Source organism: Reichenbachiella sp., assembly GCF_039969095.1.
Lineage (GTDB): Bacteria > Bacteroidota > Bacteroidia > Cytophagales > Cyclobacteriaceae > Reichenbachiella.
The window spans coordinates 824,350-842,780 of record NZ_JBDVOL010000010.1; the positions used below are offsets into that span (position 1 = coordinate 824,350).

Consider the following 18,431-nt stretch of genomic DNA (forward strand, 5'->3'; position numbering starts at 1 on the left):
AACATGATTAGTATCATTTATCTTTTTTAGAATTGGCAGATCTTGGTTTGTCGTCATAGAATATTCTCATCGCAGGAGAGTCTGTATCTTCATATTGATCTGATTTCACGGACCAAATAAACAAGACCAGAAAGACCAGGGCGATCATCAGACTTACGATGATAAGAATCACTAAAATTTTCATGCCTTCAATTTTAACCTATGGCTCAAATATTTGACTCCGAGTGTAGACAATGCCACTACTGAAATACTGCTTATGGGCATCAGTATCGCTGCTATCACAGGAGTAATAAAACCAGCTACTGCCAATGATAAACCTATAATATTATACAAGAAAGAAACGATGAAACCAGTCACAATAATCTTGCGTGATTGATGAATGAGGGTCAGGAATTTTGGTAATTGAATGAGCTGATCTCCAAGAATAATAATGTCACTGGCAGGAGTGAAGCTTGACCTATGTTCTGCAACTGAAACCCCAACATGGCAGCTTTTAAGTGCACCCGCATCATTCAGGCCATCGCCTATCATCATGGTACTCTCTGTTGTCTCTAGAGACTTAATAGTGTTCAATTTATCTTCAGGACTTTGATCGAAAATCAATGGAGTTTCCTTTGGGAATAATTTAGATAAATTGTTGGCTTCGTGGTTATTGTCACCAGATAATAGAGTGAAAGAGTAGTTGGTTTTTAATGAATTCAGCATGGTGTGGAGCCCATCTCTATACTTGTTTTTTATCAAAAAGTAACCCAAATTTTCTTCGTTGATGTTGATGGCAATTACTGAACCCGTGAAATTAGAATCAGTTAAACCTACAAAATCTGGCGAACCCATTTTGATGTGGCAGCGCTCTATTGTTCCAGAGATGCCTTGACCTTTAAACTCTTTAAATTGAAGTACAATTCTATCAGTTTTATTTTCTTGTAAATGATTAGAAACCTGCTGGCTCAGCGGATGAACTGAATTTGATGACAACGTATAGATTAGCTCTTTTTCAAATTTGCTCAATGCTCTTCCATGCCATTCTATTTTTTCATTTGAAGGTGTGGTGATGGTACCAGTCTTATCAAATACAATTCTTTTGACTTGCCATATTTTTTCTATCACATGTGTTCCTTTTAGGTACATGTTGTGCAGTCCTAAAGTATTCATTGTAGAACTTAAAGTGAAAGGGGCTGCAAGTGCCAATGCACAGGGACAAGCAACTATCAATACTGATGATACGACAAAAAGGACTTTTGAACTATCTGTAAAAAACCAGTATATTCCGGCAATAAGTGCTATAAGTAATACTATAGGTGTAAAGTACTGACTGACTTTATCAATGAGCAAAGGCGAGTTTTGTTCGGTGGAATCTTCAAATGAAGTATGATTCCATAGTTGGGTTAGATAGCTTTGCGAAACGGGTTTGATGACTGTCATTTGGACAGCGGAACCTTTGATTCTACCCCCTGCATAGATTTTAGCACCTTCTTGAATTTCATTCACTTCCGATTCTCCAGATACAAAACTGTAGTCGATTAAAGCCTTTTTGCTCATCAATATGGCATCGCATGGAATGATTTCTTCATTTCTTATTTCGATGAGGTCATTGATTTCTAATTTAGAAACCAGTGTGCTTTCCTTTGTTAGACCTACGATCTTTTGGACTGCTAATGGGAAGTAAGATTTGAAGTTTCTATCAAAAGTCAGACCTTCATATGTTTTTCCTTGTAGCCATCTGCCAATCAATAAAAAGAAAACCAAAGCTGCCATTGAATCTAAGTAGCCAGGCCCAGATTGACTGAGAATTTCATAAAGACTTCTACTGAATAAGGCTAATATGCCAATGGCAATGGGCAAATCTATATTTAATAGTTTTTTCCGAATGCCTGCAATAGCAGATATGAAGAATTCACTGGAGCAATAAAACAATACTGGTAGAGACAATCCTAAGCTGATATAAGTGAAATATCCTATAAACTCTGAATCCAATTCTATTCCCAAATAGTCAGGGAAAGCAAGCAACATAATGTTGCCAAAACAAAAGCCAGCAATGCCGATTTTCAAATTTCTGGTTTTGCTTTTATCAGTTATGCTATTCTTATTTTGATCTAAAGAAATTTCTGGTTCATAGCTTAATTGGTACAATAGATCCGCGATATTCCTCAGATTGGTTTCAATAGGATTAAAATCAATGGCCAGTTTTTTCTTTGAAAAATTGATTTTTGAATGAATAATGCCATGATCAAATCGACTAATGTTTTCTAAAAGCCATATACAGCTACTGCAATGTATGGATGGGATGTTTAGCGTGATTTTGGCTAATTGATCTGATTTGAAATCCAACAAATGGTCTACTATTTCCTGATTGTCAAGAAACAAGTATTTGTCTTTGATAAAGTGGCTTAATTGATTACCCGGATTGTTTTCGAACGTATAGTATTCGCAAAGGTCATTTTCAGACAATAATTCAAAAACAGTCTGACAGCCAAAACAGCAGAACGAATGATCGTTATGCAAAAGAGGTTCCGAATTGCAGTCTTCACCACAATGGTAACATGTAGTATTGTTTTTGATAGCAGGTGATGACACTGGGATTTTTTTTAGTTAAAAGTAACTATAATCAGCGGGATTGAAGATGGTCTCAGGTAAGAACTAAATATGGTGTGTCTGGATGGGTATGAACTTCTTTTAAATACCTATTGGGTTGACTTGAAAAGTCTGTAGGATTCAAAGTCTTTGTTTCATCAGGGATGTATTTTTCTAAGTTCAAATTCTCCTCAATCAACATAACTGGTACTTGATTTTCGGAAATTAATTGGATTAATGTATGGCTGCTCTTATTTTTTTTCAGACCAAAAATGATCAAATCAGTAGGGCACTCATTGTAAAAAGTATGAATACAATTAGCAATGAACCCCATTTTCATTCCAAATTCTACATCAGGGTAGTATTGATCTAAACTCAATGATTTGCTAAAACTATTGAACTTACGTTGTAACTTTTGCTCTATTAATTTTTTTAGCTTGAGGGGTGTATTTCGATAGGAAAAATAATCGTCATCAATGAGCCTATAGCAATGTAATAATATTAATTTGTCACCTTTTTTATATTCATTGGACAAAGCAAATTTTACAGCTACCTTAGAAGCGTTAGAGAAGTCAATTGGAATTAACAGCGTTCGATTCGGAATCATTCTGACGAAGTTGAAATTTGAACCAAAAATAGATGGTCGTTTGGTAGCAACGCATGTCAACGATCAAATGAGAATATGATAAATATCAGATTTTAAAAAAAACAATACCTATAAATTTGAATCTCTTCATGCAGAACAGAACAGACATAAACATCTATCAAAGCATTTTCAATTCTTGTGTGGAAGGTATTCTTTTGGTCAAAAATGGAGAGATTGTTCTTGTCAACCCATCAAGTGAAATCCTATTTGGGTATAAAGTGGATCAATTAATCGGGATGCGTGTAGAGGATTTGATGCCCAACGCTAACAGAAAGTCACATGAGAAATTAAGGACAAATTACGAGAAAAAACCCGAACCCAGACAAATGGGTGTAGGAAGGGATTTGATTGCTCAAAAAAAGGATGGCACTACTTTTCCCGTCGAAATTAGTTTGAATGTAGCTGATATGGGAGGTGAAACTATGACCATAGCTTACATAACTGATATATCTATGCGAAAAAAGGCGGAGTTAGAACTTCAGCGCAGCGAGGAGCAATTAATCAATTACGCTGCTGAACTCGAACAACGTGTAAAGGATCGTACGAAGAAGTTAAATGAAGCTATTGATGGTTTGCAGAAGTCTAACAGCGATTTAGAGTTGCAAATTACAGAAAGAATAAAAGCTGAAAATGAAGCAAGAATTGCATTAGAAAGGGAAAAAGAACTAAATGAGCTCAAGACTCGATTTGTTTCGATGGCTTCGCACGAGTTTAGGACGCCACTAAGTGCTGTTCTTTCATCCGTATCATTGATCGGAAAATATATATCAGATGAAAATCGAGATAAAAAACTTAAGCATATAAACCGTATCAAGTCAAGCGTTGGTGAGCTTACGGGAATTCTCAATGACTTTCTGTCCATGGATCGGCTGGATGCGGGTAAACTTAGCGCTTCTGGAAAGCAAATATTGATCTGTGATTTTCTTCATGAATTAAAGGAAGAGATGCAGGAGTTGACCAAAAAAGATCAGGTATTGGAATTGAAATGCGCCACACCTGGAGTGAGCTTTAATACCGATCCTCAAATACTCAAACAAATATTGGTCAACTTAATGTCTAATGCTATCAAATATTCACCACCAGGTGAAAAGGTAGTTTTAGATGTGATTATTAAAGATGATTTATTGATAATAAAGGTAATTGATAAAGGAATGGGAATTCCAAAAGCAGATCAAAAACATTTATTCGATAAATTTTTTCGAGCTAATAATGCATCTCATATTCAAGGAACTGGCTTGGGCTTAAATATTGTTAAGAAATATTTAGAACTGATTAATGGAACAATAACTTTTAAGAGTACTGAAGGATCTGGGTCTACATTTATTTTGAATCTAAAATCTATGAATGATGAATAAAATATTACTAATTGAAGACAACGTCGAAGTACGAGAGAACACCGCTGAGATTTTAGAATTATCTGGTTATAATGTCAATGTCGCTTGCGATGGAAAAGAGGGTTTGGAGATGCTTAAAGCTGATAAACCAGACTTGATCCTTTGTGATATTATGATGCCTGGCATTGATGGATATGGTGTTTTGCATATCATATCTAAAAATCCAGAAACCTCTCATATTCCGTTCATATATCTGACTGCAAAGGTCGAAAAATCTGATATTAGAAAAGGGATGAATTTAGGAGCGGATGACTATTTGACCAAGCCATTCGACGATATAGAATTGTTGAGTGCAGTAGAAGCTCGATTGAAAAGAACCAAACAATTTAAAAACGATTATGAAACCAATATTTCAGGCTTAGATAGTTTCTTTGACCATGCTAAAGAAATTGAAAGTTTAAAAGAACTTTCTAAAGAAAAGAGAATTCGCCACCATAAGAAAAAGACCAATTTGTACTATGAAGGTGATTACCCAAACTATCTAGTCTTTATTAATAAAGGAAAAATCAAAACTTACAAAACCAATAAAGATGGAAAGGAACTCATAACAGGCTTGTATGGACCAGGGGATTTTATTGGGTTTAACGATCTGATTACTCAATCGGATCACAGTGATTCGGCTATGGCTATGGAGGATAGTGAATCCTTTTATATCCCAAAAGATGATTTTCTACAATTGATTTATAAAGATAGGTCTGTGGCTTCAAGGTTTATAAAAATCCTCTCAGGCAATATCAAAGATCAAGAAGCAAAAATGCTTCATATTGCCTACAATTCAGTTCGTCAACGAGTGGCAGAAGCCCTTCTAACGGTTCAAAATAATTATGGGTCGGATAGTAAAAAATTTCAATTCTCTAGAGAAGATTTATCCAATATCGTAGGAACGTCTCCTGAATCTGTCATTAGAACCTTGTCTGATTTCAAAAAAGAAGGACTAATTGAAATTAAGTCTAATCAAATTACGCTTATCGATATCGAAGAACTAAATACCATTATATCTAGAGGTTATTAGTAAATTGTATCCATGGATTTGGATAGAAAAGAAGTCAAACAACTGATAAAAAATGAAATTGTAAAAGTTGAACAAATTGTTTTAGACCTCAAAGACTTAACACAGCCCATTTCTCCCGAAAATGTTATTGGACGAGTAAGTCGAATGGATGCTATCAATAATAAAAGTATAAATGAGGCATCATTAAGGAAAGCCGAAGAAAAATTAAGCAAGTTGCAAGTGGCACTATCGCGAGTAGAAGATAAAGATTTTGGAATCTGTGTGAAATGCCAAAAAGTCATTCCAGTCGGTAGAATTATGCTTGTGCCTCAATCAAATAAGTGTGTAAATTGTGCTTAAAAATAAAATTAGATCAGAATAATGAAATTAAAAATTGCAGATAAAGTGCCTGATTTTGAGGCGAAGATTCAAGATGGATCAATAATAAAGCTATCGGACTATCAAGGTAAAAAAGTGGTTCTTTATTTTTATCCAAAAGACAATACGCCAGGGTGCACTGCTCAATCTTGTAATTTGAGAGATAACTATAATATGCTACTCAAGCAAGGGTATGTAGTTCTTGGTGTAAGTCAGGATAGTGAAAAATCGCACATAAAATTTAAAGAAAAATTTGATTTACCATTTGATTTGATATCTGATCCTGACCATAAAATACATAATTTATTTGGTACATGGGCACTTAAAAAGCTTTATGGAAGAGAGTATATGGGTACCGTAAGAACAACTTTTATAATCAATGAAAATGGTGTTATTGAAGAAATAATATCTAAAGTAAAAACTAAAGACCATACCAGTCAAATAGTTTAAAAATCAAATAGTAAAATTGCACTTATTGCTAATTTAGGTGCCATTTATGGTTCTTTTTTTTGTATTATTGCGTGATTTTTGAGAGTTGATATAAGTAGTATTGACTTGTTTTTTGCCAGCTTTCCTTCGTTTTCTTCTTTTCATAGAGAGTATATGGACATTCGTCCAAAATAAATCTATGTTCCGATATTTCGAGGGTAAATTGTAATGATTAAAGAATAAGCAGCATTAAATGAGAAAGTTATTAGTAGCAATTGCCATGATCGCTTGGTCGTGGAATGCCCATTCCGAAGGTTCTAAGAACCTAACACCATCAAATACTGGAACTGCAACTGGCAGTAATACATTCGTTGGATACCTCGAGCATGACGCACCAGGGTTTTCTGGAGATTTTCTTGATCCAGCAGCCGCGGATGATGAGAAAATGTATGTCTATATACGAAGTGGTGAGACACTTTACTGGGGATTAAACCGTTTTTCAGCAGGAGCCACGAATCAACAACTCACAGTAGCTCTTTTCGAGAATGGAGATGTTCCAGGAACAGATTTACCTGTCGCTACATGGTTGCTTGACGACGATGAAGGAACCACTAATAATTCAACTTTTGTAGATGGATCAGGTGTAATTCATGATTATACTGAAGCTGCTGCTGGTCCTTTTGATATTGTAGGCGCGGGAGGTTATGATGCTAATAGTTATACAAACGATACAGGTCTAGATCAGGATTTCTTTATAGTTTTTGTGCAAGTGGATGGAGGTCCAAATGCAGGCTATACTAATGACGTAGATGCCCGTAGTCAGTACAATCTATGGGACTTTTCAGTCTATAACGGAACAGAAGAAAAGACAGGAAGACTACATTGTAAAAGATGGAATTTTAGCGGTGATGGATTTAATAATCTATTGTCTACAGAGTTTCAGTTGTTTTCTTTAATCCCTTCTACAGTAGGAGGAGTTAGCGATGGATATTATGTGAAGGAAATAGATTTAGCAGGAATAGATCCATATTCTGTTTTAGTGTATGCCAATTCAACTGGTGCTGACGCAGCTCAGGCGGGTACAACCGATTTTACGCTTTTGAGACAATCAAGAGGAACTGATATTTCACTTATAGAGTATGATCTCTTTATTGACAATCCTGACATCGATGTATATCCTACAAGTACTTTACCATCTGTAACTATCACAGATGCATATTTTTATTGTAGTTCATCTACAGGAGGTGGAGAAGCGGCCATTACGTTCGAATCCAATCAGACTGGTCAGATCGCTCTTATCATAGATATGGATGGTGAAAATGGTTATCAAGACGGCACAACAGATGTCATAATGGAAGCTGAAGTTTCTGCCGAAGGTTATTCGACTATCACGTGGGATGGACTTGATGGCCAGGGAAATGTGGTCTCTTCAGGTACGGAGATTACCATTTCAGGAAGATTTACATCTGGACCACTTCATGTGCCACTTTATGATGTGGAAGATAATACAGCTGGTATTCGCATGTTGGATGTGAGGCCAGCTACAAGTTTTGATTTGATTTTTTGGGACGATTCTAATGTAACGACCAATCAAACTCCAGCAGTTGAGCTGGATGGTTCCAATTCAAACAATCACAACTGGACAGGAACAGACAATGATTTGCATAACACCTGGTCCTTTGGATACTATCAAGTAAATACTCAAATCGTAGATTTTGAATATGCTTGCGATCCTGATGGAGATGGAATATTCGGAAGTGCTGACGAAGATGGAGATAATGATGGAATTTCTGATGTTCAGGAAGGAAGTGTATACACAGATGCTGATGCCGATGGTATTCCAGATTATTTAGACTCAGATTTTGCGGGATATGTCGATAGCAATGGAGATGGAGTAAATGACAACTATGATTTCGATTTAGATGGTATACCTAATGCACTAGATACCGATAGTGATAATGATGGTATTTCAGATATCATAGAAGCGGGTTTAACAGATGCAGATAATGACGGATTTATTGATGCATTAATAGATGATAATAATAATGGCCTGCACGATTCTTATGACTCTGATCCAATGATTCGAGTAGATACTTTTGCAGATGAATGTGAGATTGCTGACGACCCGAGTCATACGTTAGTATTTACTGTATCTACCAGTGACGCCTTAGGTGACGTCACTTTGGACTTTAATCTTTCGGGTGATTATGGAACTCAGGGTAATGAGGATTTTACCCTCACTGGTGAAGGCGCCGTAAATTTAGGGACTTATGATTATACAGATTCTGATAATTTGGATGGTTCAGATTGTAATGTATTGGGGTTTAGCATTACAATACCACAGGCTAACTGGAATACTTTCAATGATGATGGAACTGTAACTATAGATTGGACCACTGGCGGAGGTGTAGATGAAGGAGTTTGTGGGGAAGGGTCTTCGTGTATTACAGATATGTCAGTCACTTACACATTGGATAATCCAGGAGGAACGGCACTTGCTTTACCAGATAGTGATTCAGATGGAGTGGATGACTTTGCAGATATAGACAGTGACAACGATGGTATTGTTGATGCATTTGAGGCAGGTGGTACAGCTGGTTCAGATGGACATATTTCGGGATTTACAGATGCCGATGGAAATGGAAGAAACGACGCTCAGGATATTGGAACTTTGAGTTTCCCTGATACAGATGGTGATGGCACATTGCCCGACTATTTAGATACTGATAGTGACAATGACGGTATACCTGACAATGTGGAAGGACAAGCAAGCAATAATTACATTGCAACAGCCGTAGGAGATACTAATTCAAATGGGCTGTTGGATGTCTATGACCCTAATAACGGTGGTACACTGATAGATCCAGTGGATACGGATGGCAATGGCACGGATGACTATCGTGATACAGATGCCGATGGAGATGGAGTTTCGGATTTGATTGAAGGCCATGATGCTGATTTCAATGGTTTTGGAGATTGGGATACGGATCTAAATAATGTTCTTGAAACTGGTGATTTTGCCAATTTCGATAGTGACGATGATGGCGATGGTTTATGGAACGTCTTTGACGAAGACGATGGAGGAACATCCTCTGCAGTACAAAACACGGATGGAGCCGATTTTGCAGATTTTCAAGATTCTGATGATGACAACGATGGTAGCCTGACATCAGGAGAAGATGAAAACGGAAACGGCGATTGGACAGATGATTTTACCCAAGGTCAAGGAACTGCCGTAGTGGGAACTACAGTGCCAGATTATCTTTTTAGGGGTGACTATGATGGCGATGGTTTGGCTGATGCAAATGATGCTGATTCTGACAATGATGGTCTTTTGGATACTGACGAAGATGGGGGTGAGCCCATTGACCCTAGTCAAGATGCGGATTCAGATGGTGTACCTAATTATCGTGATGCAGATATTTCAGGGTCGTTGGTAGACGCAACTGATTCAAATACAGATGGAGTTTACGATGTATATGATGCTGATTTGGATGGAGTGCCAAACTTCTTAGACTCAGACTCGGATAATGATGGGATATTAGATGCTATAGAAGCAAATAATGGAGCTGTTCCCAATGGTTTTGATGAAACTGAAGGACAATTTACGCTGAATGACCCAGACAATGATGGGTTAATGAACTTTGTAGATAATAGTCCTGCAGCTGCTGGTGGTTCGTCCACTTTAGCCAATGCTGATTCGGATGCTGATGGTATCAATGATGCTTTAGATAGTGACAGTGATGCTGATGGTATCACAGACTTTTACGAAAGTATAGCTGGTAGCTCATCATTGACCTTTTCTGGAAATGATGCGGATGGAGATGGTCTAGACGACGCTTTTGATCCAAATAATGGCGGAACTTTAATAATACCTGTTAACACAGATTTACAAGACAATCCAGATTACTTAGATGATGACTCTGATGAAGATGGTGTTTTAGATATAGTTGAAGGAGATGATCTTAATAATGATGGTTATGGAGAGTGGGATGCAAATTTCAACAATGTTACAGACGATGCTGGCTTTGGTGCGGATGCGGATGGAGATGGTTTAGCGGATGCATTTGACTCCATCACTTTAGGCTCGGGTATCAATGCGCTTGGGACTAACGTAGACCTTCAAAACACAGATGGGGTGGATAATCTTGATTTCAGAGATACAGATGATGACAATGACGGAGATCTAACTGAAGAAGAAGATATTAATGCAAATGGAGACTTTGCTGATGATCGAACAGATGGTCAAGGAGGCGCTAATATTCCTGATTACCTGTATTATGGTGATTTTGATGGTGATGGAGTACCCGATAGTCTAGATGGAGATTCAGATAATGATGGAATAGTAGATGCTGACGAAGACAATGGAGAAACACTTGACCCAAGTGGAGATGAAGATGGTGATGGGATACCAAATTTCAGAGATCAGGACGATGGAACGGTTACTGGGGGACTAAGTAGTACCATTGATTCAAATGGCGACGGCGTTTACGATGTCTATGATACAGATCTCGATGGAATTCCAGACTTTAGAGATTTAGATGCAGATAATGACGGGTTGCCTGATTTATTTGAAGTAGGTGGGACGGATCTAGATAATGACGGTTTCTTAGACAATACTACAGATACTGATGGAGATGGTGTTGCAGATATTATAGATGCTGACAATGGTGGTACCCCGCTAATCTTAGCTGATAGAGATGGAGATGGTCTGCGTGATGCAGCTGATCTTGACTCAGATGGAGATGGTTTGACCAACTTGCTTGAAGCAGGAGGTATTGATGCGGATGGCGATGGGAAATTAGATGATAACACTGATACTGATGGCGATGGTCTTGCAGATCTGATTGATCCTGATAATGGAGGCACACCGCTTAGCGTTCCTGATACAGACAATGATGGCGTTTATGATTATTTAGATGTTGATGCTGACAACGATGGAATTACCGATGCAGTTGAAAATGGAGGTACTGACAGTGATGGGAATGGTAAAGTTGATGGTTTTAACACCGATACAGATGGCGATGGATTGGCAGATGCAGTAGACCCAGATAATGGAGGTACCCAAATAAGCAATGTCGATACAGATGGCGATGGTATTCCAAACAACAAAGATTTAGATAGTGACAATGATGGATATCCTGATGTCTTAGAAGGAGGTGGCGTCGACGCTGATAATGATGGTAAAGTAGATGAATTGGTAGATTCTGATGGAGATAGTATTCCAGATAGCGTGGATGTTGATGAGACAGGTGGAGCAGATACTGACGGTGATGGTATAGATGATTCAGCAGATACAGATTTCTTAGGAGGAGTAGATACAGATGGCGATGGTATTCCGGATTCAGCTGATGTTGATGAAACCGGAGGAGTAGATACTGATGGTGATGGAATTGATGATATAGCTGATGTAGATCAAACTGGTGGAGGCGATATTGATGGAGATGGTATTGATGATAATAGTGATTCTGATAAAGATGGAGACGGCATAGAAAATGGTTTCGATCCTGATGCAGATGGAGATGGCTTCAACGATGATACTGAGAATGACCCATACGCAGTGCAAGATCATGATGGTGATGGTCAGAAGGACTTTTCCGATATGGATGCTGATAATGATGGAATCGTAGATGTAATAGAAATGGGTCTGACAGTTGATGTAGCCAATGGTCAAGTCGATGGGTTTACAGATGCCAATAGTAATGGTTGGAATGACACACAAGAAATTACACCAATTGTATTAATTGATTCTGATAATTCTACTGATCCGTATGGAATATCTGACCATCTTGATTTAGACTCAGATGATGATGGTATTGTAGATAATATAGAAGCGCAAACTAAAGCCACATATATAGCTCCATCAGGAAATGATACCGATGAAGATGGCTTGGACGATGTTTATGACCCTGATAATGGTGGTACGTTGCCTACCTTACCAAATACAGATGGTGCTGGAAATGAAGATTATTTAGATGCAGATTCCGACGCTGATAATGTAAGTGATCTGGTAGAAGGCAATAACAGCACTAGAGGCCAATATGCCGATTGGGATTCAGATCAAAATGCAACTTTTGATGATTCAGGGTTTGATTCTGATGTAGATGAGGATGGTATCTTGGATATTTTTGACAATTACGTAGGAGTAGGTGCACTTCAAGTCGTAGGTTCGAATGCTTATATAGCCGATTCTGATCTAGATGGAACTTGGGATTTTCAGGACACAGATGATGATGGTGACGGTATTATCACATATGATAATACAGCAGGAGATGAAGACAATGACAACGATGGTGATCCAACAAATGACTTTGCAGATGGTGGTACTCCAATTCCTGATTATCTATATAGCAATCCAGATTCTGATGGAGATGGAGTGGCTGATAGTTCGGATGAAGATATGGACAACGATGGTTTGGCCAATATTGATGAAGACGGAGGATTAGGACTGGATCCTAGCGGAGATATTGATGGAGATGGGATATTAAACTTCCAAGATAATGATATAGACGGCGATGGTACTAATAATTCTAGTGACTCTGATGCAGATGGTGATTCAGTGATAGATACTTTTGATCTTAATGATGTCAATGCAGATGGTGTGATAGATGAGTTTGATACTGATTTGGATGGTATTCCAGATATGATGGATCGTGACAGTGATAATGACGGAATTGCAGATGTAGTAGAATTTGCTCTGGCAGACGCTGATGAAGATGGACAAGTAGATGGTTTTACAGATGTTTCCGGTGGTCAGGGAGCCTTTATTTCTTATTCTGTTTCGACCGGTTGTTCAACAACGCTCCAATCAGAATCTGGCCATACTTCAGCTACGCTGGCCGATGATACTGAAACTACTTTTCAAATGCCATTTGAATTTGATTTTTACGATAACAGTATTGCTTATGGTACTACAGGATCAATTTCTCCCAATGGATGGTTCAGCTTTGATGATCTAAGTGCAGTTGGAAATCCATTTAATCCGGTCACAATTCCGAATGGCACGTACACCAATACCATTTTCATGAATCACCAAGATTGGAACGTGACAAACGGAGGTGCTATTACTTATGGAGTTACTGGTACTTCACCTGACAGAATCTTTATAGTCACCTATACGGCTGTTGAATTTTTTACTGGAAATGGTTCAGCTACTGTTCAATTGCAACTTTTTGAAACCACAAACGAAGTAAGAATTGTAACTACAGACTATAGCCCAGATAATGGCGACAATGCTACCATGGGATTGAACCAAGATGGAGCTACCAGTGATGTAGTCGCTGGAAGAAACAATGCAGTATATACAATAAACACAGCCGAGTGTCAGTCTTTCTTGCCTACATATAATGACGTAGCTAATGGTATGGATGATACCTACGATGCAGCTCCTATTACTATTCCTGATACAGATAGCGATGGAGTAGCTAATCATCTTGACCTTGATTCTGACAATGATGGAATCACAGACAATAGAGAAGGGCAAGCCAGCGCAACTTATGTCGCGCCTGTTGCAGGTGACTCTGATAGTGATGGGATTTTAGACGTTTACGATGAAGATATATCAGCTGGAAATGCAATAGATCCAATCAATTCAGGAGGTCTTGCGGCAGCTGATTACTTAGATGATGATTCTGATGGTGATGGCTTAGTAGATTGGATTGAAGGGTTTGATGCAGATTCAGATGGGTACGCCGATTGGGATACTGACGGCGACAATGATATTACAGATGAGTACGGGTATAATACAGATACAGATGGAGATGGTCTTTGGGATATCTTCGATACTGACAATACAGGTTTCATAACCTTTTCTAATATTGATGCTTCCAATCAAGGGTTGCAAAATTCAGATGGTGCTGATGAAGAGGATTACAGGGACACCGATGATGACAATGATGGTAGCTCAACTGCTGCTGAAGATGACAATAGCAATGGAGATTGGACAGACGATTTTGTGCAAAATGGTAACCCAATTCCAGATTACCTATATGCGGCTGATGATGATGGTGATGGGGTTTTGAACATAGTGGATGGGGATGCCGATAATGATGGCATTGCTTCTATTGATGAATTTGAATTTGGTGTTCTTCCATTGCCTGCAGGCGGACCAGATAATGGTTCTTTGTTTGATGGCGATTTGGACAATGACGGTATATACAATTTCCTAGATGACGATATGGATGGTGATGGAGACGCTAACGATATTGATGCCGATGATGATGGTTTTGGAAATAATTTCACAGATGTAAATGGAGATGGTGTACTCGATGAATATGACCATGATCGGGATGGAATTATTGATGCATTGGATTTAGATAGTGACAATGATGGTATATATGATGCCATTGAGGCTAATGGTGGTACTGTGCCAACTGGACTTGATATGGATACAGGACGTTTCACAGGAGCTGATGGAGATGGTGATGGTGTCAGCAGTGATGTAGATCAGAATGATGGAGTAGCTAACACTGCACAAAGCACAACTTTAACCAATCCAGATTTCGATTCAGATGGAATAAATGATTTCCGTGATTTAGACAGTGATAGCGATGGAGTTTCTGATTACTATGAAGCACAAGTAACAGCTTTGACATTGACTGGTAATGATGCTGATCGTGATGGTTTAGATGATGCCTTTGATGTAGATAACGGAGGAACGGCCATTATACCAACAAATACTGATGCTGGTGGAGAAGCTGATTACAGAGATGATGATAGCGATGATGATGGCGTTGAAGATATCATCGAAGCGTTTGATGCTAATATCAATGGATACGGAGATTGGGATACCAATAGCAACAATGACGTAACCGATGAGACGAACTATAATGTAGATACTGATGGAGATGGTCTTTGGGACATTTTTGATATATATGCAGGTAGAGGGATAGATAACATTACAGGAACTAATGCCAGTTTACAAGACACTGATACAGATGGTACGGTTGATGTTCGTGATACAGACGATGATGAAGATGGTGTAGACACCTCTTCTGAAGATGCTAATAGCAATGGAAATTGGGCTGATGATAAGACACAAGGTGGAGGAGCTACGCCAGATTACCTATTCTTTGCAGACAATGATGATGACGGTATTGCTGATCAATTGGATTTGGATAATGATAACGATGGTATCCTCAATATAGATGAGTATGATGCTTCTTTACCAAATCCATTTGCAGATGCAGATGGTGATGGCTTGCTTAATTATAATGATCCAGGTACAGATGTAAATGGAGATAATATTGACGACAGTTATGATTTTGATCTAGATGGAATTCCTAACTTTTTCGATTTGGATAGCGATAATGATGGGATTCTTGACCTGATTGAGGGTGCTGGATATTCTGATAGTGACAATGATGGAGTGATTGATAGTTTTACTGATGCTGACAGTAATGGAGCAGATGATACCATCAATTATACGGAAGGTTCACATGACAATAGTGGTGGAGGCGATGGTGTCTCCAATCCTACAAATAGTAGTACAATTGATGATGCCTCTGCTGATTTGGATCAATCCAATGAGTTTGTTGTATTGGACCTCGGTGCTTCTTATCCAAGTGGAACTGTAATCTCAGTGTATTTAAGAGTAGATGCTGCTGGAAGTGGAAATAACGATGTTGAGATAAGTCAGCATTCCTCTGCAACATTCTCTGATGGCGCATTTACCAATGATGTAGCTTATACTGCGTTGAGTAACACATTTTATCAGGATTTTGTAATAGAATTAAATGCTGATGCCCAATTTATTGCAGTTGAAGTTCAAAACAACACAGCAGGTCAAGTAGAAATTGATGGATTGTATTTCAACTCAACAGCTCAGCCTGATACCGATAGTGATGGTCAAGTAGACTTCCTTGATTTAGATTCAGACAATGACGGTATTCAAGATCTAATAGAAGCAGGTGGAAATGACGGAGACAACGATGGTCAGATAGATACCTTTGGAGATACTGATGGTGATGGGTGGGCGAACATACTAGATCAGGACAATGGAGGTACAGCACTCGAAAGAAGGGATGCAGACGGAGATGGCTTGGCAGATTATCAAGATCGTGATTCAGACGATGATGGTTTCCCAGATATTGTTGAAGCTGGAGGAACTGATGCTACTAATGACGGTTTAGTTGATGATTTGTCAGATTCAGATGGTGACGGTTGGGTAGATACTTATGATAGTGATGACGGAGGTACCGCTCTTGCCGTAATTGATACGGACAATGATGGTAATGCAAATTATCGTGATCTGGATTCAGATAATGACTTGATGCCAGATGCCATAGAAGCTAATGATGGGGTAATTCCTACTAATATGACTGATGAAGGTCAATTCTCTGGTCTTACAGATACAGATGGTGATGGCTTTCATGATGATAGGGATGGCACCAACGGCGGAACGGCATACAGTCCGACTAATACCGATGGTACGGGACCAGCTGATTATTTAGATATTGATTCGGACGATGATGGAGTTCCTGACGTCATTGAGAATCTGGGAATAGATGCTAATGGCAATGGAAGAGTAGATGATTTTCTTGATGCTGACGACGATGGGCTTCATGATGCGGCAGACTCAGATAATGGAGGAACTGCAGCCATCACAGATTTTGATCAAGATGGAGATGGTATTCCAAATTATCAAGATGCAGATGCTGACAATGACGGTATTTCAGATTTAGTAGAAGGAGGAGGAACCGATGCAACGAATGACGGATTGGCAGATGACCTTACTGATACTGATGGTGATGGCTGGCCAGATACTTTCGATATTACGAATGGAGGTAGTGCTCTTGCTGTTCCGAATAGTGACGGCGGTGCCCGAAGAAATTTCCTTTCATTAGATTCTGATGGTGATGGAATTCCAGATGCTGTAGAAGCCAACGACGGAGATTATCCTGCTACAACTGATGATCATGGTCGATATACGTTGGGTGGAAACGATGCAGATGGCGATGGATTGGTAGATGACACTGATGGGACACCTCCTGATATGACGAGTACAGATGCGGATGGGATTTTGGATTATTTAGACATTGATTCTGATGGTGATGGAGCTTTTGATTTTGTAGAAGCTTTCGATGATGATGAATTTGTTCATGCAGGTGGAGATAGTTATTCGCGTCCGGATTATGTAGCGAGAGCCTTGGCTTATGAAACAGCAAATGGTAATCCAGATCATTACAATACCACAGATTCCGATGGTGACGATATTCCAGATTGGCTCGAAGGTGGCGGTGGACGTCCTAATTTCCTAAACCCTAGCAATGCTTTCTATCTAGATTCTGACAATGATGGGATAATCAATTTGTTTGACTCCGATCAAAATGGTGTCGCATATGGAAACGTTTCAGGTATTCCTGACAATGATGGCGATATGATACCTAATCATTTAGATGCGGATGAAGCTATCAATTTACCGTTGGACTTCATAGGGTTTGAGGGTTATTATGTGGATGAGAAAATTGAGTTGGTTTGGAGAACAACTAATGAACTTAATGTGAGCCACTTTGAAATTGAAAAAAGTGAAGATGGAGAATCATTTGGTGTGATAGGTACTCTGGATGCATTCAATATCTATTCAGCAATCAATCATTACGAATTCATTGATAAATCTCCATTCAACGGCGTGAATTATTATAGAATCAGACAGCTTGATTTTGATGGAAAATCATCATACTCTGAAACGCTCAGAGTTGAATCTCCATTGTATGAATTTGAAGTTGGTTATTACCCTAATCCAGTAGAAAAAGTGTTAACCATTGAGGCTAATGAAAATTTAGAAAATGCCAAAATTCAGATTATTTCTACTACAGGAAGAGTTGTACATCAGCAAATATTGAATGGAATCAATTCATCTTTATTTAAAATAGATATTTCAAGTTTAAGAACTGGTGTCTATCACGTGCTTATCAATACAGCTTACAGTACAGAGAAGTTTAGAATACTTAAGAAGTAGGTGATGATCTAATGAACAAAAAAGCCTTCTCTAAAATTTTAGAGAGGGCTTTTTTGTATAAAG

General features: G+C 38.6%; 8 protein-coding genes. 5 read left to right on the plus strand and 3 right to left on the minus strand.

Annotated elements, in window-relative coordinates; all coding sequences use genetic code 11:
* Nucleotides 1-13 precede the first annotated feature (13 nt).
* From ccoS to ABJH98_RS06865, 3 genes are read right to left on the minus strand one after another with little or no spacing between them, the layout of a single operon-like run.
* A complete protein-coding gene (gene ccoS, locus ABJH98_RS06855) occupies nt 14-184 on the minus strand; it encodes a cbb3-type cytochrome oxidase assembly protein CcoS (protein WP_348306891.1) in 171 nt (56 codons plus the stop codon).
* Entirely contained in the window at nt 181-2,574 is a 2,394-nt protein-coding gene (locus tag ABJH98_RS06860) for a heavy metal translocating P-type ATPase metal-binding domain-containing protein (protein WP_348306892.1), read from the minus strand. Before ABJH98_RS06860 ends, ccoS begins: the two co-directional genes overlap by 4 nt.
* A gap of 52 nt (nt 2,575-2,626) precedes the next feature.
* A complete protein-coding gene (locus ABJH98_RS06865) occupies nt 2,627-3,178 on the minus strand; it encodes a universal stress protein (RefSeq protein WP_348306893.1) in 552 nt (183 codons plus the stop codon).
* Between the two features lie 128 nt (nt 3,179-3,306).
* On the opposite strand from ABJH98_RS06865, the gene ABJH98_RS06870 reads away from it, so the two are divergent.
* The 5 genes from ABJH98_RS06870 to ABJH98_RS06890 all read left to right on the plus strand — a co-directional run bounded on the left by ABJH98_RS06870 (nt 3,307) and on the right by ABJH98_RS06890 (nt 18,368).
* A complete protein-coding gene (locus ABJH98_RS06870; protein ID WP_348306894.1) occupies nt 3,307-4,572 on the plus strand; it encodes a PAS domain-containing sensor histidine kinase in 1,266 nt (421 codons plus the stop codon).
* Complete coding sequence (locus tag ABJH98_RS06875; protein WP_348306895.1) at nt 4,565-5,623, plus strand: response regulator; 1,059 nt, start codon at nt 4,565-4,567, stop codon at nt 5,621-5,623. Before ABJH98_RS06870 ends, ABJH98_RS06875 begins: the two co-directional genes overlap by 8 nt.
* Nucleotides 5,624-5,635: 12 nt before the next feature.
* Nucleotides 5,636-5,962 (plus strand): TraR/DksA family transcriptional regulator, encoded by a 327-nt coding sequence (locus ABJH98_RS06880; RefSeq protein WP_348306896.1) that lies wholly within the window; start codon nt 5,636-5,638, stop codon nt 5,960-5,962.
* A 21-nt stretch (nt 5,963-5,983) separates the two neighbouring features.
* Nucleotides 5,984-6,430, plus strand: a complete 447-nt coding sequence (gene bcp / locus ABJH98_RS06885) for a thioredoxin-dependent thiol peroxidase (RefSeq protein ID WP_348306897.1) — start codon at nt 5,984-5,986, stop codon at nt 6,428-6,430.
* Between the two features lie 232 nt (nt 6,431-6,662).
* On the plus strand, nt 6,663-18,368 hold the full coding sequence (locus ABJH98_RS06890) for a T9SS type A sorting domain-containing protein (protein ID WP_348306898.1): 11,706 nt from the start codon (nt 6,663-6,665) through the stop codon (nt 18,366-18,368).
* Nucleotides 18,369-18,431 lie beyond the last annotated feature (63 nt).